Source organism: Paenarthrobacter sp. FR1 (assembly GCF_051106045.1).
Lineage (GTDB): Bacteria > Actinomycetota > Actinomycetes > Actinomycetales > Micrococcaceae > Arthrobacter > Arthrobacter nitroguajacolicus_A.
This window is the reverse complement of sequence record NZ_JBPFSF010000001.1, coordinates 501,034-527,408: the sequence shown is the minus strand read 5'-3', so window position 1 is coordinate 527,408 and position 26,375 is coordinate 501,034. Positions and strand designations below refer to the sequence as shown.

21 protein-coding genes are annotated in these 26,375 nt (G+C 63.5%); 16 read left to right on the top strand and 5 right to left on the bottom strand.

Going from position 1 to position 26,375, the window contains the following annotated elements:
* The first annotated feature begins 217 nt into the window (after nucleotides 1-217).
* From rplM to glmM, 3 genes are all read left to right on the top strand, one after another.
* Nucleotides 218-661: a 50S ribosomal protein L13 gene (gene rplM / locus ACR30Z_RS02420; protein ID WP_011775554.1), complete on the top strand. Its 444-nt coding sequence runs from the start codon at nucleotides 218-220 to the stop codon at nucleotides 659-661.
* Between the two features lie 39 nt (nucleotides 662-700).
* Nucleotides 701-1,207 (top strand): 30S ribosomal protein S9, encoded by a 507-nt coding sequence (gene rpsI, locus ACR30Z_RS02415; protein WP_011775553.1) that lies wholly within the window; start codon nucleotides 701-703, stop codon nucleotides 1,205-1,207.
* Nucleotides 1,208-1,374: 167 nt separating this feature from the next.
* Nucleotides 1,375-2,739, top strand: coding sequence for a phosphoglucosamine mutase (glmM, locus tag ACR30Z_RS02410; RefSeq protein WP_144648578.1), 1,365 nt, complete (start codon nucleotides 1,375-1,377; stop codon nucleotides 2,737-2,739).
* Nucleotides 2,740-2,806: 67 nt separating this feature from the next.
* Here the strand turns inward: glmM and ACR30Z_RS02405 are convergent, their stop codons facing one another.
* Both ACR30Z_RS02405 and coaA read right to left on the bottom strand, forming a co-directional pair.
* Entirely contained in the window at nucleotides 2,807-3,676 is an 870-nt protein-coding gene (locus ACR30Z_RS02405) for a D-alanyl-D-alanine carboxypeptidase family protein (RefSeq protein ID WP_434371122.1), read from the bottom strand.
* Between the two features lies 1 nt (nucleotide 3,677).
* On the bottom strand, nucleotides 3,678-4,649 hold the full coding sequence (gene coaA, locus ACR30Z_RS02400) for a type I pantothenate kinase (protein WP_026539842.1): 972 nt from the start codon (nucleotides 4,647-4,649) through the stop codon (nucleotides 3,678-3,680).
* Nucleotides 4,650-4,787: 138 nt separating this feature from the next.
* Here coaA and glmS point away from each other — a divergent pair, with 138 nt between their 5' ends.
* The 8 genes from glmS (at nucleotide 4,788) to ACR30Z_RS02360 (ending at nucleotide 17,474) form a co-directional block, all read left to right on the top strand.
* Complete coding sequence (glmS, locus tag ACR30Z_RS02395; protein ID WP_144648577.1) at nucleotides 4,788-6,671, top strand: glutamine--fructose-6-phosphate transaminase (isomerizing); 1,884 nt, start codon at nucleotides 4,788-4,790, stop codon at nucleotides 6,669-6,671.
* 4 nt (nucleotides 6,672-6,675) lie between these two features.
* Nucleotides 6,676-7,023, top strand: a complete 348-nt coding sequence (locus ACR30Z_RS02390) for a holo-ACP synthase (RefSeq protein ID WP_144648576.1) — start codon at nucleotides 6,676-6,678, stop codon at nucleotides 7,021-7,023.
* Between the two features lie 16 nt (nucleotides 7,024-7,039).
* Nucleotides 7,040-8,617 carry an NAD(P)H-hydrate epimerase gene (locus ACR30Z_RS02385; RefSeq protein WP_434371121.1) on the top strand — a complete coding sequence of 526 codons (1,578 nt, stop codon included), beginning with the start codon at nucleotides 7,040-7,042 and terminating at the stop codon, nucleotides 8,615-8,617.
* Between the two features lie 69 nt (nucleotides 8,618-8,686).
* Nucleotides 8,687-10,966, top strand: a complete 2,280-nt coding sequence (gene glgX / locus ACR30Z_RS02380) for a glycogen debranching protein GlgX (RefSeq protein ID WP_144648575.1) — start codon at nucleotides 8,687-8,689, stop codon at nucleotides 10,964-10,966.
* Complete coding sequence (treY, locus tag ACR30Z_RS02375; protein ID WP_434371120.1) at nucleotides 10,963-13,275, top strand: malto-oligosyltrehalose synthase; 2,313 nt, start codon at nucleotides 10,963-10,965, stop codon at nucleotides 13,273-13,275. The genes glgX and treY overlap by 4 nt, the downstream gene beginning before the upstream one ends.
* Nucleotides 13,276-13,322: 47 nt before the next feature.
* A complete protein-coding gene (treZ, locus tag ACR30Z_RS02370) occupies nucleotides 13,323-15,098 on the top strand; it encodes a malto-oligosyltrehalose trehalohydrolase (protein ID WP_434371381.1) in 1,776 nt (591 codons plus the stop codon).
* A gap of 82 nt (nucleotides 15,099-15,180) precedes the next feature.
* Nucleotides 15,181-16,218 carry an L-glyceraldehyde 3-phosphate reductase gene (mgrA, locus tag ACR30Z_RS02365; RefSeq protein ID WP_144648573.1) on the top strand — a complete coding sequence of 346 codons (1,038 nt, stop codon included), beginning with the start codon at nucleotides 15,181-15,183 and terminating at the stop codon, nucleotides 16,216-16,218.
* 170 nt (nucleotides 16,219-16,388) lie between these two features.
* Nucleotides 16,389-17,474 (top strand): inositol-3-phosphate synthase, encoded by a 1,086-nt coding sequence (locus ACR30Z_RS02360; RefSeq protein ID WP_144648572.1) that lies wholly within the window; start codon nucleotides 16,389-16,391, stop codon nucleotides 17,472-17,474.
* Nucleotides 17,475-17,599: 125 nt separating this feature from the next.
* Here ACR30Z_RS02360 and ACR30Z_RS02355 read toward each other — a convergent pair whose 3' ends face one another.
* Both ACR30Z_RS02355 and mshA read right to left on the bottom strand, forming a co-directional pair.
* Nucleotides 17,600-19,288 carry a formate--tetrahydrofolate ligase gene (locus ACR30Z_RS02355; RefSeq protein ID WP_434371119.1) on the bottom strand — a complete coding sequence of 563 codons (1,689 nt, stop codon included), beginning with the start codon at nucleotides 19,286-19,288 and terminating at the stop codon, nucleotides 17,600-17,602.
* 105 nt (nucleotides 19,289-19,393) lie between these two features.
* On the bottom strand, nucleotides 19,394-20,638 hold the full coding sequence (mshA, locus tag ACR30Z_RS02350) for a D-inositol-3-phosphate glycosyltransferase (RefSeq protein ID WP_434371118.1): 1,245 nt from the start codon (nucleotides 20,636-20,638) through the stop codon (nucleotides 19,394-19,396).
* Between the two features lie 109 nt (nucleotides 20,639-20,747).
* Between mshA and ACR30Z_RS02345 the strand changes: the two genes are divergently transcribed.
* The gene (locus ACR30Z_RS02345) at nucleotides 20,748-21,266 is read left to right on the top strand and encodes a GNAT family N-acetyltransferase (RefSeq protein WP_144648569.1); all 519 of its coding nucleotides are present in this window, start codon (nucleotides 20,748-20,750) and stop codon (nucleotides 21,264-21,266) included.
* A 3-nt stretch (nucleotides 21,267-21,269) separates the two neighbouring features.
* Here the strand turns inward: ACR30Z_RS02345 and ACR30Z_RS02340 are convergent, their stop codons facing one another.
* A complete protein-coding gene (locus ACR30Z_RS02340) occupies nucleotides 21,270-22,649 on the bottom strand; it encodes a 6-phospho-beta-glucosidase (RefSeq protein ID WP_434371117.1) in 1,380 nt (459 codons plus the stop codon).
* A 46-nt stretch (nucleotides 22,650-22,695) separates the two neighbouring features.
* Here ACR30Z_RS02340 and ACR30Z_RS02335 point away from each other — a divergent pair, with 46 nt between their 5' ends.
* Genes ACR30Z_RS02335 through tsaB form a run of 4 tightly spaced genes read left to right on the top strand, consistent with a single transcriptional unit; the run spans nucleotide 22,696 to nucleotide 26,365 of the window.
* Nucleotides 22,696-23,790 carry a carbohydrate kinase family protein gene (locus ACR30Z_RS02335; protein WP_244296492.1) on the top strand — a complete coding sequence of 365 codons (1,095 nt, stop codon included), beginning with the start codon at nucleotides 22,696-22,698 and terminating at the stop codon, nucleotides 23,788-23,790.
* 57 nt (nucleotides 23,791-23,847) lie between these two features.
* Nucleotides 23,848-25,101 carry an alanine racemase gene (gene alr / locus ACR30Z_RS02330; protein ID WP_144648566.1) on the top strand — a complete coding sequence of 418 codons (1,254 nt, stop codon included), beginning with the start codon at nucleotides 23,848-23,850 and terminating at the stop codon, nucleotides 25,099-25,101.
* Nucleotides 25,098-25,694: a tRNA (adenosine(37)-N6)-threonylcarbamoyltransferase complex ATPase subunit type 1 TsaE gene (gene tsaE / locus ACR30Z_RS02325; protein ID WP_144648565.1), complete on the top strand. Its 597-nt coding sequence runs from the start codon at nucleotides 25,098-25,100 to the stop codon at nucleotides 25,692-25,694. Before alr ends, tsaE begins: the two co-directional genes overlap by 4 nt.
* Nucleotides 25,694-26,365 carry a tRNA (adenosine(37)-N6)-threonylcarbamoyltransferase complex dimerization subunit type 1 TsaB gene (gene tsaB, locus ACR30Z_RS02320; protein ID WP_434371116.1) on the top strand — a complete coding sequence of 224 codons (672 nt, stop codon included), beginning with the start codon at nucleotides 25,694-25,696 and terminating at the stop codon, nucleotides 26,363-26,365. The genes tsaE and tsaB overlap by 1 nt, the downstream gene beginning before the upstream one ends.
* Nucleotides 26,366-26,375: the final 10 nt, after the last annotated feature.

The following is a 26,375-nucleotide window of genomic DNA, read 5'->3' as shown; positions in this document are numbered from 1 at the left end:
GGTATTGTTTAGAGTCGTTGTGCGTGTCCTATCTCGATGACACATGCCTACAGGGGGATCCAGTTGCAGGATCGCTAACTCCAGAGGCATTTCGAGATCCTGGGATAACTGGTACATAGAGCCCTCACCTCTGCTCCGGTAGCGCATACATAGTAGGTACACGCCTCACTGCGTGTCGCCTAAAACATGAACGCCAGAACAAGAACGAGGCAAAACCGTGCGTACGTACACCCCGAAGCCCGGCGATATCAACCGCCAGTGGCACGTCATTGACGCCACCGACGTTGTCCTTGGTCGTCTTGCCAGCCAGACCGCAACACTGCTGCGCGGAAAGCACAAGCCGACCTTTGCGTCCCACATGGACATGGGCGACTTCGTCATCATCATCAACGCTGAAAAGGTTGCCCTCACCGGCGCCAAGCTGGAGCAGAAGCGCGCATACCGCCACTCCGGTTACCCGGGCGGCCTGACCTCCGTCAACTACGCCGAGCTGTTGGAATCCAACCCGGTTCGCGCTGTTGAGAAGGCCATCAAGGGCATGCTCCCCAAGAACTCCCTCGCAGCTCAGCAGCTGGGCAAGCTCAAGGTCTACGCAGGCCCCGAGCACCCCCACGCAGCTCAGCAGCCGAAGACTTTCGAAATCACCCAGGTCGCCCAGTAGTCCTGGCCACCAACTAAACTTTTTATTACAAGGAGAACCGTGGCTCAGAACGAAGAACTGACCGCCGAAGCCGTCGAGGCTGAGGAAACCCTCACCAGCTACACCTCTGAAAGCACATCTGCTGAAGATGCGCCCAAGAAGGAGCGCCCGGCACTGACCGTTGCCGGCGCAGCTGTTGGCCGTCGCAAGGAAGCCGTTGCACGCGTTCGCGTTGTTCCGGGTTCCGGCAAGTGGACCATCAACGGCCGCACGCTGGACAACTACTTCCCGAACAAGCTGCACCAGCAGGATGTCAACGAGCCCTTCAAGATCCTTGATCTCGAAGGTGCCTACGACGTCATCGCCCGTATCCACGGCGGTGGCATTTCCGGCCAGGCCGGCGCATTGCGCCTCGGTGTTGCCCGCTCGTTGAACGAGATCGACGTCGACAACAACCGCGCCACCCTCAAGAAGGCCGGTTACTTGAGCCGTGACGCCCGCGTCATCGAGCGCAAGAAGGCCGGTCTCAAGAAGGCACGTAAGGCTCAGCAGTACTCCAAGCGCTAAACCGCTTTTACCCCTTTGCCGGGGTATCGAAAGCCCGTTCCGCCCTATTGGCGGGGCGGGCTTTCGCCGTTAAGACCACGCCGCTGCTCGCCGATGCGGGTCCCGGATGTGACGCCCCGACACGCTCCTGAACTGGTGGCGCTCCGTCGTCGTCTAAACTTGAGCCGATGTCTAGATTATTTGGAACAGATGGCGTGCGCGGTCTCGCGAACGGATTGCTAACCGCCGAGCTTGCCATGCAGCTCGCCCAGGCCGCCGCCGTCGTACTCGGCCATGACCGCACAACCGACGGCAAGCGGCCACGCGCCGTCGTTGCCAGGGACCCCAGGGCAAGTGGTGAGTTCCTCGCCGCCGCTGTAGAAGCCGGGCTTTCGAGCTCCGGGATCGACGTCTACGACGCCGGTGTCCTCCCCACCCCGGCTGCGGCCTACCTGGTGGCAGATCTCGACGCCGACTTCGGCGTCATGCTGTCGGCCTCACACAACCCCGCGCCGGACAACGGAATCAAGTTCTTCGCCCGGGGCGGCCAGAAGCTTCCCGACGACGTCGAAGACGCCATTGAGGCTCAGCTGGGCAAGGAGCCCCAGCGTCCGGTGGGCGCCGACGTCGGACGCATCCAGCGATTCTCAGACGCCGAAGACCGCTACATCGTTCACTTGCTGGGCACACTGCCCAAGCGGCTGGACGGTCTTAAGGTAGTCCTGGACTGCGCACATGGCGCAGCGAGTGGGTGTTCGCCGCAGGTGTTCAAGGACGCCGGTGCCGAGGTTGTGGTGATCGGCGCCGAACCGGATGGCCTGAACATCAACGAGGGCGTGGGCTCAACCCACCTCGGCCCGTTGAAGGAAGCGGTCCTTAAGCACGGCGCTGACCTTGGCGTGGCCCACGATGGTGACGCCGACCGCTGCCTGGCTGTTGACCATGAGGGCAATGAAGTGGACGGCGACCAGATCATGGCGATCCTGGCACTGGCCCTCAACGACGCCGGAAAGCTCAAGGACAACGTGCTTGTTGCCACCGTCATGAGCAACCTTGGCCTGAAGATCGCCCTCCGCGACGCAGGCATCACCATCCTGGAAACCGCGGTGGGAGACCGCTACGTCCTGGAAGGCATGCGCGACGGCGGCTACAACCTGGGCGGCGAACAGTCCGGCCACGTGATCTTCTCCGACTACGCAACCACGGGCGACGGTGTCCTTACCGGCCTGCAGCTCGCAGCGCAGGTAGCACTTACCGGCCGCAGCCTCAAGGAACTGGCCACTGCGATGACCAAGCTTCCGCAGCTCATGATCAACGTCAAGGGCGTGGATAAGGCCCGTGCCGGTACCGATGAGGGCGTGGCAGCGGCGGTTGCCGAAGCCGAGCTGGAATTGGGCGAGACCGGCCGTGTCCTGCTCCGCCCCTCGGGCACCGAAGCCCTGGTCCGGGTGATGGTGGAGGCCGCGGACATGGAAACGGCCGAGCGCATCTGCACCGGCCTTGCCGCGGTGGTCAAGGAGCGTTTGGGCGCTTCCACAGAGCTGGCAGTCTAGGAACTCTTTTAACGGCGTCGGCCCGCTCTCCTGGTGACCAGGGGAGCGGGCCGATTCCTTTTAAGGCCTAGAGGTAGTCCGGCGCTGCTTCCAGTCCGAAGTACTCCTCGAGTGTCGCGATGCCTCGCGCAGCCATGTCCGTGGCCGCTTCGACACCGATGTAGCGAAGGTGCCAGGACTCGTAGAAGTAGCCCGTGGTGTCGTGGAACATCCAGGGATACCTGACGACGAACCCGAACTTGTGGGCATTGGTTTTGGCCCAGACGGCGGCGGGTTGGTCAGCGAAGCAGGGCTGGAAACTGCAAGCTCCTCCTCCGTCGCCGATGTCGAAGGACCAGCCCGTTTGGTGCTCGGAGTGGCCGGGGCGGGCGGACGCGCGGTCCGCCGCCGCCTGCCCGGTGCCGGCGACGTAGCCGTTATAGGTGGCTACCTGTGTGGAGTAGGAACGGTAGCCCGAGGCAAGGGTCATGATGACGCCCTCCGCTGCTGCGGCCGCGAACATCTTTTCTGCGGCAGCCGCCGTCGTGCTGTTGACGAGTGCGGCCTCGCCGCTGACGGCGAGCCGTATGTTCGGTTGGACAAGGTCTGCCGGGACGAAGTTCTGCGGATTCAGTGGCCGGTGCTTGTTGACTACTACCCAGGGGCTGGTGGGATCGGTCAGCGAGTGCTGGGTGGCCGCGGAACTGGACGGGGCGGCGCTTGTGGGCGCGGGGTCGGCGGCAGGCGCGACGACTGAAGGATCGCTGGTGGGGACGCCCGACGCGGCCATAGAGGGCGTGGCAGTGGCCGAGGGCGTGCTGGTCGCCGCATTCGCGGCAGCGGGAGAGGGGACGGCATTCTCCGGTGTGCACGCGGCAAGGGCGGCCATCCCGACGCCAGCGCTCAGGAAGCCCGCGAAGGCCCGCCTGCTGGGCATCGGCTTCGGGTGGTTGAGCACGTTAGACCTTCCTCAGCAGCATGCGGCGGATGGAGTGGTCCGCGTCCTTGGTGAGCACCAGCTGTGCACGGCCCCGCGTGGGCAGCACGTTCTCTTCGAGGTTCGGCTCGTTGATGCGCTTCCAGATGCCGCGTGCCGTTGATTCCGCGTCGTCGTCGGACAGGGTGGCATACCGGTGGAAGTAGGACTCGGGCTGCGCGAAGGCAGTGGTGCGCAGTTTCCGGAAACGGTCTACGTACCATTCCTCGATATAGGAGGTTTTGGCATCCACATAGATGGAGAAATCGAAAAAGTCGCTGACTGCCAGTCCCTGCTTGCCGTCCATGCGGGGGCGGGCGGGCGCCAAGACGTTCAGGCCCTCCACGATCAGGACATCGGGACGCCGGACCACCACTTCCTTGCCGGGCACGATGTCATATGTGACGTGGGAGTACCAGGGGGCCCTGACTTCTTCCGCGCCACCTTTGACTTCCGAGACGAAGCGAAGGAGGCCCCTGCGGTCATAGGACTCCGGAAATCCCTTGCGTTCCAGGAGGTGACGGCGCTTCAGCTCGGCCAAGGGATAGAGAAAACCGTCGGTAGTGATGAGTTCCACGTTGGGAGTTCCGGGCCAACGCCTGAGCATCTCGCGGAGTACGCGGGCGATGGTGGACTTACCAACCGCCACTGAGCCTGCCACGCCAATGACGAAGGGCGTGCGCTGGGTCTGTTCTCCCAGGAAGGTGGTTGTTGCGGCATGGAGCTGGTGCGAGGCCTGGACGTAGAGGTGCAGGAGCCGTGAAAGGGGAAGGTAAACCTCCCGGACTTCCTTCATGTCCAGGGGATCACCGAGGCCGCGGAGCCGAAAGATGTCCTCTTCGTTGAGGGGCTGCTCCATCTGGGCTGCAAGCCGGGACCAGGTCTGACGGTCCAGCTCTACGAACGGGGAAGCGCCGTCGCCGTTAGCTTCGGTGCGTTGCAAAGTCACGCTCATGATTCTGCCCTCCACGCGGCGGATCAGGAAATGCGAGACGACGGGACGATGAATTGTGAGTGATAGCCGACTAGCAGTAACAGTAGGAGATGGGATGTCCCACGTCAGTTGTTTGCGCTTGCCGTTAGGCTTGTACCCATGTGTGGAATCGTAGGCTATGTTGGCAATTCGTCTCGCAAGGCAGCTGGTCACAGCGCCCTTGACGTCGTCGTGGAAGGGCTGCGCCGTCTTGAGTACCGCGGCTATGACTCCGCTGGCGTCGCAGTGGTGGCTGACGGGACGATCTCGTCCCGTAAAAAGTCCGGCAAGCTGAGCAACCTGATCGCGGAACTGGAAGCAAATCCAGTCCCCGAATCCCTTACCGGCATTGGCCATACCCGTTGGGCTACCCACGGCGGCCCCACCGACCGCAATGCGCACCCGCACCTCTCCGACGGTGGTCGCCTGGCGCTCATTCACAACGGCATCATCGAGAACTTTGCCGAACTCAAGCAGGAACTGCTGGGCAAGGGCGTCACCTTCGAGTCGGAGACCGACACCGAAGTTGCAGCCGCGCTGGTGGGCGACATCTTCCGCAACCAGCTCAATGGCGACGGCGGAAACCTCACCGAAGCGATGCGCCTTGCATGCCAGCGCCTCGAAGGCGCCTTCACCCTCCTGGCAGTCCACGCGGACCAGCCCGACGTCGTTGTGGCCGCCCGCCGCAACTCCCCGCTGGTTGTGGGCCTGGGCGACGGTGAGAACTTCCTCGGCTCCGACGTCTCCGGCTTCATCGACTACACCCGTCGCGCCGTTGAGCTGGGCCAGGACCAGATCGTCACCATTACTGCGGATTCCGTGGAAATCACCGACTTCTTCGGCGCTCCTGCCGAGGGCAAGGAATACCACGTTGACTGGGACCCGGCTTCCGCCGAAAAGGGTGGCTTCAACTCCTTTATGGAGAAGGAAATCCACGACCAGCCCGACGCCGTTGCGCAGACCCTCCTGGGCCGCTCGGACCTTGATGGCAAGCTGACCCTTGACGAAGTCCGCATCGATCCGGAGCTCCTCAAGCAGGTTGACAAGATCATCGTCCTGGCCTGCGGCACCGCAGCTTATGCCGGCCTGGTGGCCAAGTACGCCATTGAGAACTGGTGCCGTATCCCCACGGAGGTGGAGCTTGCGCACGAGTTCCGCTACCGCGATCCGATTGTTGACTCCAACACACTGGTTGTTTCCATCAGCCAGTCCGGCGAGACCATGGACACCTTGATGGCGGTCCGTTACGCCCGCGAGCAGGGCGCCAAGACCATCTCCATCTGCAACACCAACGGTTCCACCATCCCGCGTGAATCCGACGCCGTGCTGTACACCCACGCTGGTCCGGAAATCGCCGTTGCATCCACCAAGGCCTTCCTTGCGCAGATCACTGCTGCCTACTTGCTCGGCCTGTACCTGGCCCAGCTTCGCGGCAACATCTTCTCCGGCCAGATCAAGGACGTCCTCGCGGACCTCAACAAGATCCCGGCCAAGATCCAGCACATCCTGGACAATGCCGGGCCCTTGCGCGAGCTCGCTCGCAGCATGAAGGACGAAAAGTCCGTGCTGTTCCTGGGCCGCCACGTTGGCTATCCCGTAGCCCTCGAAGGTGCCCTTAAGCTCAAGGAAATCGCCTACATTCACGCTGAAGGCTTCGCCGCCGGCGAGCTGAAGCATGGACCGATCGCCTTGATCGACGATGGCCAGCCGGTCTTCGTCGTGGTGCCGTCCCCGCGTGGCCGCGACTCCCTGCACTCCAAGGTGGTCAGCAACATCCAGGAAGTGCGCGCCCGTGGTGCACGCACCTTGGTTATCGCTGAAGAAGGCGACGAATCGGTCAAGGATTACGCGGAGCAGGTCTTCTACGTACCGGAGACCCCCACGTTGCTCATGCCGCTGCTCACCACGGTTCCGCTGCAGATCTTTGCCGCTGAACTTGCCGGCGCGAAGGGTTACGACGTCGATCAGCCGCGTAACCTCGCCAAGAGCGTCACCGTAGAATAACCGCATGATTGTTGGCATTGGCGTAGACGTCGTGGACATCGAGCGGTTCGGTCGGCAGTTGGAACGAACGCCTGGCTTGCGGGATCGTTTGTTTGTTCCTGCCGAACGGGAGCTCAACACGCGGTCCTTGGCTGCCCGTTTTGCAGCCAAGGAAGCCGTGGCCAAGGTCTTGGGAGCACCGGCGGGCATGAACTGGCAGGACTGCTGGATTGGTCTTGACGAGAATGGTCCTACCGTTCAGGTCAAGGGAACGGTGCTTGCTGTGGCTGAGGGCAAGGGCGTCAAGCGTTGGCACCTGTCCATGAGCCACGACGGCGGCATTGCCACGGCGACTGTCCTCGCCGAGGGCTAAGCGAACTTAAAAAGCAATGATCAGCGCCTTCACCGGACAACAGATCAGGGATGCGGAACAGCCGCTCCTGGACTCCGGGGAGGGCGCTGTTCTGATGCAACGGGCTTCGTACGGCCTTGCCCAGGTGGTGGTCCGCGAGCTGAAGGCCAGGCGCCGACTCGCGGGAGCCGGCGTCACCGTCCTTGCCGGCAAGGGAAACAACGGCGGTGACGGCCTTTTTGCTGCCGCTCTCCTTGCGCGCCGGGGAATGCGCACGACGGCGATTCTCGCCGCGGCTGACGTGCACCCCGAAGCACTTGCTGCTTTCACTGCTGCCGGCGGGCGGACTATCCGCTTGGAACCCGGAAACGCAGAGGAACTCGCGGTCATGTGCGCAGGCGCCGACGTCGTTATCGACGCCCTGCTCGGAACGGGCGCCCGTGGTGGTTTGCGGGACGACTCCGCGGAACTGGTGGCTTCGCTCCAGGAGTTGCGTCCACGGCTGGTCGTGGCGTGCGACCTCCCCAGTGGAGTGGATGCGAACACCGGCGAGGTCCATTGGCCGGTGCTGGACGCGGACGTGACGGTGACGTTCGGCGGCATCAAAGCCGGGCTGATGACGGACCCCGGTGAAGGCTGTGCCGGACGTATTGAACTGGTACCGATTGGTATTGAAGGATTCCTGTCCGCCGAAGGCCCTGAGGTGCGGCGGATGACTGCCTTGGATTTAGGCAGTGTGTTACCCAAACCCGGCCGACGTGCCCACAAATACTCCCGAGGAGTTCTTGGCGTCGTTGCTGGGTCCCCGCGTTTTGCCGGCGCTGCTGTGTTGAGCGTCCACGCGGCAGCCTTGGCTGGAACCGGCATGGTGAGGTACGTGGGTCCGGAATCCGCTGCGGGACTGGTCTTGGCGCAAACCCCCGAAGCCCTGTGGGAATCCGAGGACCCGGGCCGCGTTCAGGCGTGGCTGCTGGGCTCCGGAGTTGACGGCGAGGAACAAGTCGACCGCGCCCGGACCGCCGCCGCAGCTGCCCTGACCGCTGATCTGCCCGTCGTGGCCGACGCCGGCGCCCTGGGCCTTCTTCCTGACCGGTGCCCTCCGCACTGGATCCTGACGCCACACGCCGGAGAACTGGCCACACTGCTGGGTTCACTGCCTTCTACCGGGGAGGTGGCCGTGACCCGTGACGACGTTGAGTCCCGGCCACTGCACTTCGTACGGCAGGCTGCCCGGAAAACGGGGGCCACCGTCCTCCTGAAGGGTGCCACCACACTGGTGGCCTCGCCGTCGGGCGTCGTCTTCAGTCAGTCGGAAGGCACCGCATGGATGGCCACCGCAGGCAGTGGTGACGTCCTGGCGGGCGTCCTCGGGGCGTTGGTGGCGCAGAGCGCGGAAGCAGTCAAGGAGGACGACGGCGCGTACGCCCGGCTGGGGTTGAACCCAGAGGACCGCTGGGCTGCTGTGGCCGCCGTTGCTGCGAGCGTCCACGGACGCGCAGGCGTCCTGGCTTCCGCCGATTTCGCAGGAGGACCCCTGACGGCGTCGGCGATCATGGCGGCGGTTCCGCGCGTCATTGGTTCGCTGAACGCGGAATACGACCGAACAAGACCATAAGGTTACTGTCAATGTCGGGGACATGAGTAGGCTTGCAGCAGGTTATCCGCATCACCAAGAGGAGAACGCATGGAAGTCTGGCCTGGATCGGCTTATCCGCTGGGTGCCACCTTTGACGGCACCGGCACCAACTTCGCGCTGTTTAGCGAGAAGGCCGAGAAAGTGGAATTGTGCCTCTTTGACGACGACGGCGGGGAAGTCCGCGTGGATGTCACCGAGGTTGACGGCTATGTGTGGCACTGTTACCTGCCGCAGGCTCAGCCCGGGCAGAAGTACGGCTACCGTGTGCATGGCGACTACGACCCCGACGCCGGTCAGCGCTTCAACCCCAACAAACTGCTGCTGGACCCCTACGCCAAGGCGATCCACCGGCAGATTGATTGGGATCCGTCCCTGTTCTCCTACAACATGGGGGACCCGGATTCCCGCAATGATGAGGACTCGGCTCCGCACATGATGCTGGGCGTCGTCATCAACCCATTCTTCGACTGGGATGGGGACAAGCTGCTTCGGATTCCGTACCACAAGTCGGTGATCTATGAGGCCCACGTCAAGGGCTTGACCCAGATGCACCCTGAGGTGCCGGAAGAACAGCGCGGCACCTATGCCGGCGTCGCCCATCCTGCCGTCATCTCCCACCTGCAAAAGCTGGGCATCACCGCCATTGAGCTCATGCCCGTGCACCAGTTCGTCAATGACGGCATCCTGCAGGACAAGGGGTTGAACAATTACTGGGGCTACAACACCATTGGCTTCTTCGCGCCGCACAACAGCTACAGCTCCAAGGGTGATACCGGCCAGCAGGTCCAGGACTTCAAAGCCATGGTCCGGGCCCTGCACACTGCAGGCATCGAAGTCATCCTGGACGTCGTGTACAACCACACGGCAGAGGGCAACCACCTGGGACCTACGTTGTCCTTCAAAGGCATCGACAACTCTGCGTATTACCGCCTGGTGGAAGACGACCAGAAGTACTACATGGACTACACCGGCACCGGCAACTCGCTGAATGTCCGCAGCCCCCACTCCCTCCAGCTGTTGATGGACTCCCTGCGTTACTGGGTGACCGAAATGCACGTGGACGGGTTCCGTTTCGACCTCGCCTCCACCCTGGCCCGCGAGTTCTACGACGTGGACAAGCTGTCCACCTTCTTCGAACTGATCCAACAGGACCCGGTTGTTTCCCAGGTAAAGCTGATCGCAGAGCCGTGGGACGTTGGTCCCGGCGGTTACCAGGTGGGGAACTTCCCGCCGCAGTGGACCGAATGGAATGGCCAGTACCGGGACACGGTCCGCGACTTCTGGCGTGGGGAACCGTCCACCCTGGGCGAATTCGCGTCCCGCTTGACCGGGTCGGCGGACCTCTACGAACACTCCGGCCGGCGCCCGGTGGCATCCATCAACTTCGTCACCGCCCACGATGGCTTCACCCTGGCGGACCTCGTCTCCTACAACGAGAAACATAACGAGGCCAACGGCGAAGACAACAACGACGGCGAATCCCACAACCGCTCATGGAACTGCGGCGAGGAGGGACCCACGGACGATCCCACCGTCCTCGGTTTGCGGGCGCGCCAGCAGCGCAACTTCATCGCCACCCTTTTCCTCTCCCAGGGCGTGCCAATGCTGCTCCACGGAGACGAGCTGGGCAGGACGCAGCGCGGCAACAACAATGGCTACTGCCAGGACTCCGAACTCACGTGGATCAACTGGGAGAACGTGGACCAGCCACTGATCGAGTTCACCGCCGCCGTGTGCGCCCTGCGCGCCAAGCACCCCAGCCTTCGCCGCAGCCGGTTCTTTGACGGACGCCCGGTGTTGCGTGGGGAAGGCGAGCGGCTCCCGGACATCGTATGGTTGGACGCTGACGCCAGCACCATGAGTCCCTCGGACTGGGACGAGGCGCTGGGCCGCTCTGTGGGCGTGTTCCTAAACGGTGACGGTATCCACGGCCGCGACAACCAGGGACGACGCATCACCGACGTCAACTTCCTGCTCTACTTCAACGCGGACCAGGACGAGGTTGGCTTCCGGATTCCGTCCGATGAATATGCTCCGGCCTGGGACGTCATGATCGACACCGCGGGAGAAGGCGCCGAAGCAGGTGTCGTCAAGCCGGACCAGATCCTCATGGTAGGTGCCAAGTCCTTGGTGGTCCTTCGTGCGCACAGCACTCCCGAGGTGGAACCCGACCATTCGGTGGCAGCATCCCTCGCCGCGCTGACCCAGACGAGCACTCCGGAAACGGCCTCCATCACGGCACCTGCGGTGACGTCCCTCCCCTTCGACTACAAGGGAGACGCCACGGCCGACGATGAGTCCGATTCCGCGAAGAAGGCCGACTCGTGAGGACGCCCGTCTCGACATACCGGCTCCAGATCCGGCCGAGCTTCACACTGCAGGACGCTGCCGGGCTCACCGGCTACCTGCGGTCCCTGGGCGTCGACTGGATCTACGTTTCGCCGATCCTCACCGCAGAGGAGGGTTCGGACCACGGTTATGACGTCACCGACCCCTCCTCCGTGGATCCCACACGCGGCGGTCCCGAAGGCCTCGCCGCCCTCGCCAAGGCCGCACGCGAGCAAGGTCTGGGCATCTTGGCAGACATCGTGCCCAACCACATGGGCGTTGCCTCGCCCGGGCAGAACGCCTGGTGGTGGCAGCTCCTGAAGGAGGGACGCGCGTCCAAGTACGCGGAAGCCTTTGACGTTGACTGGGACTTCGGTGGCGGGAAAATCCGTATCCCCATCCTGGGCAGCGATGACGACCTGGATCACCTCGAAATCGTGGATGGAGAACTGCACTACTACGACCACCGGCTTCCGCTGGCCGAGGGGACTTTCACAGCCGGGGACAGTCCGCAGGAGGTCCATGCGCGGCAGCACTATGAGCTGGTGGGCTGGCGCCGGGCGGATGCTGAACTGAACTACCGCCGCTTCTTTGCCGTGAATACCTTGGCCGGCGTCCGAGTGGAGATCCCCTGGGTCTTTGACGAGGCGCATGAAGAGGTAGTCCGATGGTTCCATGAAGGTCTGGTGGACGGCCTCAGGATCGACCATCCGGACGGGTTGGCAGATCCCGAAGGCTATCTTGCCCGGCTGCGCGAGGCCACTGGCGGGGCGTATCTGCTGGTGGAGAAGATCCTGGAACCGGGAGAGGCATTGCCGGACACCTTCGACTGCGAAGGCACCACCGGCTACGATGCCCTAGCGGACGTGGACCGACTGTTCGTGGACCCGAATGCCGAGGAATACCTCGATTCTCTGGATGCCAGGTTGCGGGATGCGGATGAGCCGGCAGACTACGCCGCCATGATCCACGGGACCAAACGCCGCATCGCGGACGGCATCCTGCGCTCGGAGATCCTCCGCCTGGCGCGGCTTGTGCCGGAGGCCGCCCGGTTGTCTCCGGATATGGTGGCCGATGCCATCGCGGAAGTCATATCCTGCTTCCCCATCTACCGGACGTATCTTCCCTATGGCAGGGAGATCCTGCTGGAGTCCATCAACCGCGCGGCGGAGAACCGCGAAGACCTCAAGGCGGTGCTGGAGGACCTGACGCCGTACTTGCTGGACACTGAGGGCGAACTCGCCCGGCGTTTCCAGCAGACCTCCGGCATGGTGATGGCCAAGGGCGTTGAGGACACTGCGTTCTTCCGCTACACCCGGCTCGGGACGCTCACCGAAGTGGGGGCAGATCCCACTGAGTTTGCTCTTTCCACGCAGGATTTCCACGAGCGGATGGTTCGCCGCCAATCTGATCTGCCGTTGTCGATGACAACGCTGAGTACGCACGACACCAAGCGCAGCGAAGACGCTCGGGCACGGATCTCCGTGATTTCCGAGGCTGTCCCCGAGTGGGAGCTGTTCCTCGGCACAGTCCAGGAGCTCGCACTTATCCCGGATGGTCCCTTGGCCGCATTGGTGTGGCAGTCAATCGTTGGTGCATGGCCTGCAGATCGTGGCCGCCTCCAGTCATACGCGTTGAAAGCGGCCCGTGAAGCAGGCAATTCGACCAACTGGACCGACCCCGACCTCGACTTCGAGCGCCACCTTGCTGCCGCCGTCGACGCCGTTTTCGACGTTCCGGAGGTAACTGCCGCCTTGGAGAACTTCGTTGCCGAGCTTGAACCGTACGGCACCTCCAACTCGCTGTCCGCGAAACTGGTCCAGCTGACCATGCCTGGGGTCCCGGACGTCTACCAAGGCACGGAGTTCAGGGACGGTTCGCTCACGGATCCGGACAACCGCAGGCCGGTGGACTTCAAAGCCAGGATTGCGGCCCTCGCTGAACTGGACAAGGACTTCAGGCCTGCTTACACCGAGGAAGCTGCCAAGCTTCTGGTGGTGTCCCGGGCGCTCAGGCTTCGGCGGGACCGCCCTGAGCTGTTCGGCGGCTACCGTGCCGTGGATGCCCGAGGGGAAGCCGCTGGCCACGTGATCGCGTTTGACCGGGGAGCCGACGCTCCGGGCGCGGTGACTGTGGGCACGCGCCTGCCCAAGCGCCTCGCGGGGGACGGAGGATGGCGGGATACCACCATCGAACTCACAACCAGCGTCCGGGATGAACTTACCGGAACCACGTACAGCGCAGGTCCTGTGTCCCTTTCCACGTTGTTGGAGCAGTACCCGGTGGCGCTGTTGGTACCCACCGACTGATTCCAGAACCACACACCGTCACTCTTGAACACCTACTGGGGAGCATGATGCTGGAACACCCTGCTGGAAAAGACCTTTTCGACGTTTGGGCGCCGAACGCAGGTTCGGTCCGACTGCTCGCCGACGGTCGCGAACACGCCATGGAACAACATCACGACGGCGCCGCCACAGGTTGGTGGCGTGCGCCGGCTGACGTCGTGGCACAGGGAGCCGACAACGTTCCCTACGGCTACATCGTGGACGGGGAAGGGCCCTTTCCCGATCCACGCTCGCGGCGACAGCCCGAAGGCGTCCATGGGTTGTCCACAACCTTCGATCCCTCTGTCCATGAATGGAAGGACGCCGGCTGGAAGGGGCGGAACCTCAAGGGTTCCGTCATCTACGAGCTGCACTTGGGTACCTTCACCCCGGAAGGAACCCTGGATGCTGCTGCCGGGAAGCTCGACTACCTGGTGGACCTCGGGATCGATTTCATTGAGCTGCTGCCGGTCAATGGCTTCAACGGTGTGCACAACTGGGGCTACGATGGCGTTCTTTGGTACGCCGTCCACGAGCCCTACGGTGGGCCTGCGGCCTACCAGCGGTTCGTTGATGCGGCGCACGCTGCGGGGTTGGGCGTCATCCAGGATGTCGTCTACAACCACCTCGGACCCAGCGGCAACTACTTGCCTAAGTTCGGTCCTTATCTGAAGTCAGGGGAGGGCAACACCTGGGGCGACTCCGTGAACCTCGACGGCCCCGGCTCCGATGACGTCCGCCGCTACATCCTGGAGAACGCTGCGATGTGGCTCCGCGACTACCACGTGGACGGGCTTCGACTCGATGCCGTTCATGCGCTGCGCGACGAACGGGCTGTGCATATTCTTGAGGACTTTGGTGCCTTGGCCGACCAGATAGAGGCCGAGACAGGAATTACCCGGACCCTGATTGCGGAATCCGACCTGAACAACCCTCGCCTCATTTATCCCCGCCAAGCCAACGGCTATGGGTTGGAAGGCCAATGGAGCGACGATTTCCACCATGCCGTCCACGTCAACCTCAGCGGGGAGACCACCGGCTACTACTCGGACTTCGACTCACTCGCAGTCCTGGCGAAGGTCCTTGAGCACGGATTCCTGCACGACGGCAGCTACTCCAGTTTCCGCGGGCGGCACCATGGCAGGCCCATCCGGCATGACCTGGCCCATCCATCGGCGCTGGTGGTTTGTCTGCAAAACCACGACCAAATCGGAAACCGCGCTATTGGTGACAGGCTCACGGCTTCGTTGTCGTACGGGAAACTGGCCATCGGCGCCGTGCTGACCATGACGTCCCCTTTCACTCCGATGCTGTTCATGGGGGAGGAATTCGGTGCTTCGACCCCGTGGCAGTTCTTCACCTCCCACCCAGAGCCTGAACTTGGGAAGGCCACAGCCGAGGGCAGGATCAAGGAGTTCGAGCGTATGGGGTGGGACCCGGCCGTTGTTCCTGATCCCCAGGATCCGGAAACGTTCCAGCGCTCCAAACTCAAGTGGGACGAAGTCACCGATGGAGATCATGCGCGCTTGCTGCAGCTGTACAAGGATTTAGCACAGCTGCGCCGCAACATGCCGGAGCTGGTGGAAGGGGGCTTCGGCGAGACGTCCGTGGAGTTCGACGACGAACACTGGCTGCAGCTTTCCCGTGGCAGTGGCAGCGTGAGGGTGGTGTGCAACTTCGGGGACGAAGCACTCGCGACGCCACTGGACGGCTCCGTGGTGCTGGCTACCGACCACGAAGCAGTACTGGAGGATGGCACCCTGACGCTTCCCGGCGCCAGCGCCGCCGTCGTTCGCGTGAACTAAAGCTGCCGACAGGCCGGGGTGACGGCGCCCACATAGCGGACGGCGCGGTCGCCCCGGTTGGCACAGTGGCAGGATGGTACGTATGACTTATTCGGCTGCGGAAAACCGCTACGAAACCATGCCCTACCGCCGCGTCGGACGCAGTGGACTCAAGCTCCCCGCCATCTCCCTGGGCCTCTGGCACAACTTCGGCGACGACAAGCGTTTCGACGAACAGCGTGCCATCCTGCGCCGTGCGTTCGACCTCGGCGTCACCCACTTCGACCTCGCCAACAACTACGGTCCGCCGGATGGTTCGGCCGAGACCAACTTCGGGCGCCACTTGAAGGACGACTTCAAGCCGTACCGTGATGAACTGGTCATCTCCACCAAGGCCGGCTACTACATGTGGCCCGGCCCGTACGGTGAGTGGGGATCCCGCAAATATTTGATCTCCAGCCTGGACCAATCCCTTGAACGTATGGGCTTGGACTATGTGGACATCTTCTACAGCCACCGGCCGGACCCCGAAACGCCGCTGGAGGAGACCATGGGGGCACTGGACTACGCAGTTCGGTCCGGCAAGGCCCTCTACGCCGGCATTTCCTCCTACACCCCGGAACAGACGCTGGAAGCAGCCCGGATCCTGAAGGAACTCGGCACGCCACTGCTCATCCACCAGCCCAGCTACTCCATGTTGAACCGGTGGACCGAGAACGGCTCGCCCAACCTCTACGAAGCCCTGGACCAGGTGGGTGCCGGTTCCATCGCTTTCTCGCCGCTGGCCCAAGGGATGCTCACCAACCGTTACCTCAACGGGGTGCCGGCCGATTCGCGCGCAGCCAAGGAACGGTTCCTCTCCGAATCCGCGCTGACCGATGACAAGCTGGACCGCGTGCGCGGCCTCAACGCCATCGCCGAAGGCCGCGGGCAGACACTCGCGCAGATGGCCATTGCCTGGATCCTCCGCGACCAGCCGAAGGGCTCACCCGTGACGTCAGCTCTGGTGGGCGCTTCCAGTGTGGCCCAGCTTGAGGACACCCTCAGCGCCATCAACAACCTGAAGTTCACCACGGACGAACTGACGGCCATTGACGAGTTTGCCGTCGAATCGGACATCAACCTGTGGGCACAAAAATAGCCGCACAGCTGTGACATAAAACAGGAGGGGCCGGCCGGGAACAAAGCCGGCCCCTCCTGTGTTGGCTACAATGCAAGTGTGCGCCAACTGGCGCCGTGCCAATCAGTCGTGCCCTGGACTCAGCCTGCGGCGCGCCTGGCACCTGAGGTTTAGTTCTCAAAAGGAGTTCCGTGTCTTCACATCCGATTCGTGTTGCCATTGTCGGCGTAGGAAATTGCGCCGCATCGCTGGTCCAAGGTGTTCAGTACTATCGCGACGCTGACCCCAAGGCCACGATCCCGGGTCTGATGCACGTCGAGTTCGGCCAGTACCACGTCAACGACGTCCAGTTCGTTGCTGCTTTCGATGTTGACAGCAAGAAGGTTGGACTGGACCTGGCCGACGCCATCGGCGCCAGCGAAAACAACACCATCAAGATCGCCGACGTTCCCGCAACCGGCGTCACCGTCCAGCGCGGCCACACCCTGGATGGCCTCGGCAAGTACTACCGCGAGACCATCGTTGAGGCCCCGGAAGAAGCTGTGGACATCGTCGCAGCGCTCCGTGAAGCCAAGGCCGATGTCATGGTGTGCTACCTCCCCGTTGGTTCGGACCAGGCTGCCAAGTTCTACGCTCAGTGCGCCATCGACGCCGGCGTGGCGTTCGTCAACGCCCTGCCTGTCTTCATTGCCGGCACCAAGGAATGGGCTGACAAGTTCACCGAAGCCGGTGTCCCGATCGTCGGCGACGACATCAAGAGCCAGATCGGCGCCACCATCACCCACCGTGTGATGGCAAAGCTGTTCGAAGACCGTGGCGTCACGCTGGACCGTACCTACCAGCTCAACGTCGGCGGCAACATGGACTTCAAGAACATGTTGGAGCGCGACCGCCTGGAGTCCAAGAAGATTTCCAAGACCCAGGCCGTCACCTCCAACGTCGAGGCCGAACTTCACGCCGACGACGTCCACATTGGACCGTCGGACTACGTTGCCTGGCTTGATGACCGCAAGTGGGCCTTCGTCCGCCTCGAGGGCCGCAACTTCGGCGATGCCCCGGTGTCCTTGGAGTACAAGCTCGAAGTGTGGGACTCCCCGAACTCAGCCGGTGTGATCATCGACGCCATCCGCGCTGCCAAGATCGGCCTGGACCGCGGCATCGGCGGCCCGCTGCTCTCCGCTTCCAGCTACTTCATGAAGTCTCCGCCGGAGCAGTTCAACGACGACCTCGCCCGCGACAAGGTTGAAGCCTTCATCCGCGGCGACATCGAGCGCTAAGCCCGAACGTTTCCGCAAGCGCCCTTCCACTCATGTGGGAGGGCGCTTGTCGTTTGTCCGGACGCTCTCTCACTTCCTCCCTGAGGGTTGTGGGTTTGGGGTGGGATGTGAGTGAGCGTTGGGAGCTAGAAAAGGCCCGTGGGGTTGCCGTCGGCGTCGACGTCCATGCGCATGGCCGCGGGCTCCTTTGGCAGCCCGGGCATGGTCATGACGGCCCCGGTCAGGGCAACAATGAAACCTGCCCCTGTCTTGGGAATCAGCTCGCGGACGTGCACCCGGAATCCCTTGGGCGCGCCCAGCCTGGAGGCGTCATCCGTAAAGGAGTACTGCGTTTTGGCCATGCAGATGGGAAGGTCCGTCCAGCCATTCTTCTCGATCTCGGCGAGGCGCTTGAGGGCCGGGACGGAGAATTCCACGCCATCGGCCCCGTAAATCTCCTGCACAATCGTCCGGATCTTGTCCTCCACCGGGAGGTCCAGCGCGTAAAGGTGGTGGAAGTCGGAAGGGGCGTCCAGCGCAGCTGCCACCTTGGCAGCGAGCTCATCCCCGCCGTCGCCACCGCCGCCGCGTCCCCAAACATCGGCGACGGCGGCCTCCACGCCTTCCGCTGCACACCAAGCCAGCAGCCACTCAAGTTCCTCGGGAGTGTCGGTGGCGAACTTGTTGATGGAGACCACCGGCGAGATACCGAACTTTGCCACATTGCCGACGTGCCTCTTCAGGTTCTCCACTCCGGCCGCCACCGCGTCCACGTTGGGCTCGCTGAGCTGTTCCTTGGGAACCCCGCCTTGCATCTTGAGGGCGCGGATGGTGGCAACAACTACGACGGCGGACGGTGCCACCTCCGCGATGCGCGCCTTGATGTCCATGTACTTTTCTGCGCCAAGGTCAGCGCCGAAACCGGCTTCGGTGACCACGACGTCCGCAAGCTGCATCGCGGTGCGGGTAGCGATCAGCGAGTTGCACCCATGCGCGATGTTCGCGAACGGGCCACCATGAACCAAGGCGGGCGTTCCGGCGATGGTCTGGACGAGGTTCGGCTTGATGGCGTCCTTCAGCAGCATGGTGAGGGCGCCCTCGACGCCGAGGTCCGCGACGGTGACAGGTGCGCGATCGTGCGTGTATCCAAAGGTGATCCTGCCAAGCCGCGAGCGGAGATCGTCAAGATCCGTGGCCAGGCAAAAGACGGCCATGATTTCCGAAGCGACTGTAATGTCGAAGCCGTCCTGCCGAGGCACACCCTGGGTGGGGCCTCCGAGGCCGATGATGACTTCCCTCAGTGAGCGGTCATTCATGTCCAGCACGCGCTTGAAGGTCATCCGGCGCGGATCAATCCCCAACTGGTTGCCCTGGAAAATGTGGTTGTCGACCAAGGCCATGAGGGCGTTGTTGGCCGAGGTTACGGCATGGAAATCGCCGGTGAAATGCAGGTTGATGTCGTCCATGGGGAGCACTTGGGAGTAACCTCCCCCCGTGGCTCCGCCCTTCATGCCGAGGATCGGGCCCAGGGATGGTTCCCGAAGGGCGATCATCACCTTGTGTCCTGCCCGTGCCAGCGAATCGGCGAGCCCCACCGTCGTGGTTGATTTCCCCTCGCCCGCAGGGGTAGGGGACATGGCCGAGACAAGCACCACCTTGCCGGGTGCCTTGTTCGGCGGAATCACCAGCTTGGCGGGGTTGATCTTCGCCTTATGGGGCCCATACAGCTCTAAGGCGTCCACAGTGATGCCGGCGCGTTCGGCGATGACCTCAATGGGCAGGATGGCGGCGTTGCGGGCAATTTCAAGATCGCTCAAGACCTTGTTTTCAGACATCGTTGTCCTTCGGCTGGATGTTCCCGTACCAGGGCTGACGCTTGTGGCGTGCGTACGCTGTGCGCGACAATCTACCAGCCTGCGGGCACCACTCCCTGGACGTGCTCAGCGCCGGGGCACCAGGAGTCCGCCAACGGCTTCCCGGTAGCTCTCCAAGGTGATCGCGGCGGTCCGCTGCCACCCAAAGGATTCGGCATGGGTTGCTGCCAGCCGGCCCATGTCCTCACGGGTCTGGACGTCGTCGTAGAGATCTTCCAGGGCGTCTGCCCAGTCAGTGGGGTCATGTCCGTCCACCAGGATGCCGGTGCGGCCATCGGAGACGGCACGGGAGAGGCCACCTACGTTGGTGGCGACCACTGGCGTCCCGCACGCTTGTGCTTCCAAAGCGACCAGACCGAACGATTCGCTGAACGAGGGCATGACCACCACGTCTGCGGAGCGGAACCAGCCAGCCAGCTCCGGCGCCACAACGGGTGGGCGGTGAGTGACGACGTCGTCCAGTCCACAGTCATGGATGATCTGCTGGAGGTTGAAGTCCTTGGCCCCGCTGAGGGATCCCAGGATGGTCATCTCAAGATCGATGTCCGGCCGGCGCTTCCGTAGGATTCCGGCGGCTTTGACGAAGACCTGCGGTCCCTTGAGCCGCTGGATCCGGCCGGCAAACACGATGTGGAAGCTGTCCGGCCTGACGTCCACCTTGGCCCGGGACTTCTTCCGGAACGAGGGCGTGAAGACTTTCAGGTCCACTCCGGGAGGTGCGACATCGATCCGGTCGAGGTCGGCGCCGTAGTGGGACACGAGTTCCTCTGCCTCGGCAGGGGTGTTGGCCACGAGGCGGGAAGCACCATCCACGATCCTCTGCTCGCCTTCCTCCCGGCGCCGTGGTTCCGGGCGCTCGCCGGACTGCAGCACGAGGTTCTTGACCTTGGCCATGGTGTGCATGGTGTGGACCAGCGGTACACCCCACAGTTCGGCCAATTCGAGTCCTGCCACGCCGGAAACCCAGTAGTGGGAGTGAATGGCATCGTACCGACCGTGGAGTTGCTGGTGCCGGATCCTGTCGATCTCTTCCACCATGTGGTGCAGGAGTTCGGGCAGTTGTTCCTTGGGCAGCTTGCGGCGTGGGCCCGCCATGACGTTATGGACGCAGACTCCGGGGCCCGGATGTTCGACGGCGGGCTGGCCCGCTTTGGTGGAACGCGTGAAGATCTCCACCTCAACGCCGGTCTCAGCCAAGGCCATGGCCAGGGCCCGCACGTAGACGTTCATGCCACCTGCATCGCCTGCGCCGGGCTGCTCCATGGGGGAGGTGTGCAACGAAAGGAACGCCACACGTCGGATCGATGGCACGGCGTTCCTCCTGACAGACACAGCAAATTCACTTTTGCCCTGCAGAAAACACTACTCCTGCCACTGGCACACCAACGCGCGCGACCTTCAGGTGATCAAGGCTGCTAGCGTGTCCGCTGTGAGCCAAGAACAGACTTTTGATATCCGCCCGGCAACACCTGAGGACTGGCCCGGCATCTGGTCCATCCTGGAACCGGTGATTCGTGCCGGTGAGACCTTCACCTGGGACCGCGACACCTCCGAGGAAGCAGCGCGGGCCAAATGGACCAAGGAAGCTCCCGGCCAGACCTTCGTGGCAGTAAACAAGGACTCGGGCGGGATCCTTGGCACGGGGGAGTTCCACGCCAACCAAGCAGGCGGTGGAAGCCATGTTGCCAACGCCGGATACATGGTAGGGGCCAACAACTCCGGCCAAGGCATCGCCCGTGCTTTGTGCGCCTACTCACTGGAGGCAGCCAAGGCGTCAGGGTTTTATGCCATGCAGTACAACGCCGTGGTGGAAAGCAACGTCCGTGCGGTGTGGTTGTGGCAGTCCATGGGTTTCCGGATCCTCGCCACGGTACCTGAAGCCTTCAACCACCCGGAGATCGGCTACGTCGGCCTGCACGTGATGTACCGGAAGCTCTAGGACTCAGCGCCACAGTCCGCGCAGCTCAGGAAAAGCCTGCTCATATCCTTCCAACAGCTGCCTTCCCTGCGGGGTCGCGCCCACCAAGGGGTGCGACGCGAACGCCTGGACGGCCGCTTCGCGCTCGCCGTTTCGAACAGCGCGGATTGTCAATCGCTCCACCTCCTTGACGTGCCGCATCAGGGTGAGGAACTGCCCGCGGGGCGGTTCCTGCGCAAGCGGCAACGCGCCGTCGGGCGTTACCTCGCAGGGAACTTCGACGACGGCGTCTGCTGGCAACCCGGGCACGGCCACGTCCGCTGTGGCAGGGTCGCCCACAGCGACCACGGGCGCGTTGGGAACGTTAAGGATGAGTTGGGCAGTCCCACCGCCCGAGAGGGCACGCATGACGGACAGTGCCACCCGCTCGTAGCCACCTCCGGCGAGGTCTTCCTCATCCCGTTGCTCGCCGTGCGTGCGGGCCTCGGCCAGGTACCCTTCCTCCCGGGACCGGCGGGCGGCATCCCAGAGGGCATAGGCATCCGTGGACTCAAGCAAGCCGGGGTACAACGAGCTCTGCTGGTGGTGGATGGAAGCCCCCCGCGTTTCCCGCTGCTGGGTAATTGCTGCCGTGGCCTGCGAGGACCGGTAATAGTAGTAGAGGTATTCGTTGGGCAGGCAGCCGAGTTTCGTGAGCAGCTCACGGCCGAACAACCGGCCCTCTTCCATGGATTCGATCGCCGCGGGATCGGCAAGCAACTCCGGCAAAAGGTCGCGGCCGTCGGGTGCCAGCCTGTAAAGCCAGCCGAGGTGGTTCAGACCGTAGTAGCCCACGCCGTCGAGCGTCCCATCGGGAAGCGGCGACCCGGCAGCGCGGGCCGCACGCTGGACCAAGCCGCCCGCGGAGTCGCAGATACCGATCACGCGTCGGCCCAACACCGGTAGAAGCGCTTCGGTGACCATACCGGCGGGGTTGGTGAAATTGATCAGCCAGGCGTCCGGGCAATGCTTCCGCATGGCCTCGGCAAGCTTGGTCATGTGCGGGATGGTGCGCAGCGCGTAGGAGATTCCGCCGGCGCCAGTTGTCTCCTGGCCCAGCAGGCCGAGTTCAAGGGCAATGCGTTCATCGGCGATCCTGCCGGCTGTTCCGCCGGGGCGGATGGCCGCGAAGACCATGTCCGTGCCACTCAAGGCCTCAGCAAGGTCCGTGGAAATGACGACCGCGGGCCGTGTACCCGCCGCCGTGGGCATGTCCCGAAGCACCGCGTCAATGGCCCTGAGCCGCTGGGCGTCGACGTCGTAGAGGACCACACGGTCCACCAGTCCGGCGAAGGGACCCGCGCACAAGGCACGGTAGACAAGGGGAACCCGGAATCCGCCGCCACCGGCGATCATGAGCCGCATGCTCCGAGTCTATGCAGCCCCGAGGGTGCAGCGTAGTGTGCCGTGCATGGACGCCATGCCCCAGCGACGATTTGATCCCCTTGCCGCCGTTCGCTCGGACGGGGACCACCAGTGTGACCTTCTCCTGACCGGAACGGTGTTCCAGGACATCATTTTTACCGGCCTGCCGCACTCACCGGAACCCGGTACCGAAGTGTGGAGCGAAGGCATGGGCAGTTGCCCCGGCGGCGTGGCCAACCAGGCCATCGCCGCGTCACGTTTGGGCTTGAGGACCAACCTGGCCGCAACGTTCGGTGACGATGGGTACGGCGACTACAACTGGCAGATCCTGGAAACGCAGGAACACGTGGACCTTTCGTTGTCACGCACCATTCCGGGATGGCACTCGCCCGTCACGGTCTCCATGTGTGTGAACCAGGACAGGTCCATGGTGACGCACGGCCATCCGGCACCGATCAGTTCCTCTGAGCTGATCGGAGAACCGCCCAAGGCGCTCGCGGCCGTGGCAGAGCTGGAGGAGGAACTGGAGCCGTGGATGCTGGCGGCAAAATCCTCAGGCACCAAGCTCTTTGGCGTGGTGGGCTGGGACCCCACGGGGGAGTGGTCCGAGCGGCGACTGGACCAACTGGAGAACTTCCATGCCTTCCTGCCCAACGCCCCGGAGGCCATGGCGTTCACCGGAAAGGCGGACCCCTGGGCAGCCTTGTATTCGTTGGCTGACCGGGTTCCCGTGGCGGTGGTGACTCTTGGCCCCCAGGGTGCCGTTGCCGTGGACTCGGAAACCGGAGAAGAAGAGTGGGTGCCCTCCCTGCCCGTGTCCGCCTACGACCCCACTGGTGCGGGCGACTGCTTCGGAGCAGCCTTCATTGTGGGATGCCTGGCCGGGTGGAGGCTGGGGGACCGTTTGAGGTTCGCCAACCTCTGCGCTTCGCTTGCTGTCCAGGAGGTTGGCGGCTCTCTTGCCGCACCTGGATGGGGAGACATTGCTGACTGGTGGCAGCGGGCGAATGCCCGGAAGGAACGGCAGTCGAGCCAGTGGTTGCGGCGCTTCGCCTTCCTGGAACCGATCGTGAAGGACATCCCGGCGGAGGCCCAACGACGGGCAAGGGCGACGATTGCACATTTGTCGGACGCACAGTAGCGGGCAGTGAATCACCGCAGTTAACCCGAATTCACCGGCACTACTAGAATCTCTAGGGTGACTTACGAAGCAGCTGCAGATATCGGGATCGGATCCAAGACCTCCATAGCAAGGTCAGCGGTGCTGGAACGCTCCGCCGTGATCGACCTCGACGCCGTGCGGCACAACGTTCGTCAATTCGTCGGCATGGCCTCCCCGGCGGCGGTCATGGCCGTGGTGAAGGCGGACGCTTACGGCCACGGCGTTGTCCAGGTTGCCCGTGCAGCCCTCGACGCCGGTGCCGCCTGGCTCGGTGTCGCGCACATCTCCGAGGCGCTCGCCTTGCGTGCCGCAGGGATTGATGCTCCGTTGCTGGCGTGGTTGCACACCCGTGAGAGCAACTTCCAAGCAGCAGTCGCCGCCGGTATCGACGTCGGAATTTCCGGCTGGGAGCTGGACGCCGTCGTTGCGGCGGCCCGCGAGCAGGAACGGCCCGCTCGCGTGCACCTCAAGGTGGACACAGGCCTGGGCCGCAACGGCTGCACGATTGCCGATTGGGACCAGTTGCTGGGCCAGGCCATGGATTACCAGGACCAGGGCCTCTTGCGGGTGGTGGGTATCTTCTCGCACCTCGCCGTGGCCGATGAACCGCACCGGCCGGAAACCGATGAGCAACTCGCTGTCTTCCGCGAGGCAATCGCCATGGCTGAGGACGCGGGCGTGGATACCGAGGTACGGCACATCGCCAACACTCCGGCCACCCTCTCACGCCCGGACTCACATTTCGACCTGGTCCGTGTGGGGCTCGGTATTTATGGATTGTCGCCCTTCGAAGGTGCTACCTCAGCCGAACTTGGCCTTCATCCCGCCATGACCGTTCGAACCCTCCTGTCCAACTGCAAGAAGGTTCCCGAGGGCCAGGGCGTCTCCTACGGCCTCAACTACCGGACCAGCGAAGAAAGCACGCTGGGCCTGGTGCCTCTGGGCTACGCCGATGGCGTCCCCCGGATCGGCACCGGAGGTCCGGTCCGCGTCAATGGCGTCAATTACCCGGTTGTGGGCAGGATCGCGATGGACCAAATGGTCATTGACCTGGGACCACTGACACCGGAAGCTGCCGCGCAACTTAGGGGAGCTGAAGCCGTGATGTTCGGTGACGGCGCCGACGGCGGCCCCACTGCGGACGATTGGGCGGCCGCAGCGGGAACCAACAACTATGAAATTGTCACGCGGATCAGCCCGCGCGTACCACGCAGCTATGTCAACGAAATGCCCGCCAAGCCTGAGTCACAGACTGCTGTTGCCGCCGACGCCGAAACGGCAGCGCTGTGAGCGAACCCCTGTGGGAGCGCACGCTGAAGGTCACGACGGCGGAGCAGACGCACGCGCTCGCAGCAGCGCTCGGTGAGGTGCTTGAACCGGGGGACCTTCTGGTCCTGACGGGTGAACTGGGAGCGGGCAAGACGACGTTTACCCAAGGTCTGGGTGAAGGTCTTGGCGTTCGCGCAGGCATCATCTCGCCTACCTTTGTGCTGGTCAGGATTCATCCAAACCTGCCGGACGGTCCCAGGCCGGGAGGTCCGGACTTGGTTCACGTTGATGCGTACAGGCTGGACTCAGCTGCGGAGATCGACGACATCGATCTGGAGAACACCATGGACACTGCCGTCACCGTGGTGGAGTGGGGGCGGGACCGGGTGGAGCATCTTTCGGAAAGCCGCCTTGAAGTGGAACTGCACAGGTCGGTAGGTGGCGGAAGCGCGCCGAGACCGACCCAGGCAGGTGACGTCCTGGACTTCGACACCGATGATGACGACGAGCCCCGCACCATTGTGTTCCGGGGATTCGGTCCACGTTGGGCCGACGTGCCACAACTCCCGGACTCCTCAGGGCAACCGGACACCTCAGACGAGGGAGGCAATTGATGCTGATCCTGGCCATTGATACTTCCGCCGTTGCCAGCGCGGCTTTGATTTCCGACGACGCCATGGAAGGGGTGGTGGATTCCTTCGCCACCGAAGATACCCGGAGCCACGCCGAAGTCCTTGCCCCGGGCATTGAGAAGTTGCTGGCTGGCGCCGGTTTCACTGGAGCGGACGTCGACGCGATCGTCACCGGAGTGGGTCCGGGTCCGTTCACCGGACTCCGCTCGGGTATCGCAACTGCCCGCACGTTGGCGTTCGTCTGGAACAAGCCGCTGTACGGACTGATGAGCCTGGATGCCATCGCCCTTGAGGTGGCCGAGTCCACCGCCGCCGCCCCCGAGTTCCTGGTGGCCACTGACGCCCGACGCAAGGAGGTCTACTGGGCGCGATACACCCTGAAGGGCGGCCAGTTGCCGGAACTCGTGGATGGACCGCACGTCGGCTTCGCCTCCGAACTGCCGGACTTGCCGGTGTTCGGCGCAGGTGCAGGCTTGTACGCCGACGTCCTCAGGGCGAATGAAGATTTCGCCACCACCCAACCGGATGCCGCTTCCTTGGGCCAGTTCGCCTTGGCCCGTCTTGCGTCGGGACAGGCGCTGCTGGATTCCACCCCCTTGTACCTGCGGGAATCCGACGCCCAGGTCCCTGGACCCAGGAAGCGTGCACTGTGATGGGACGGAA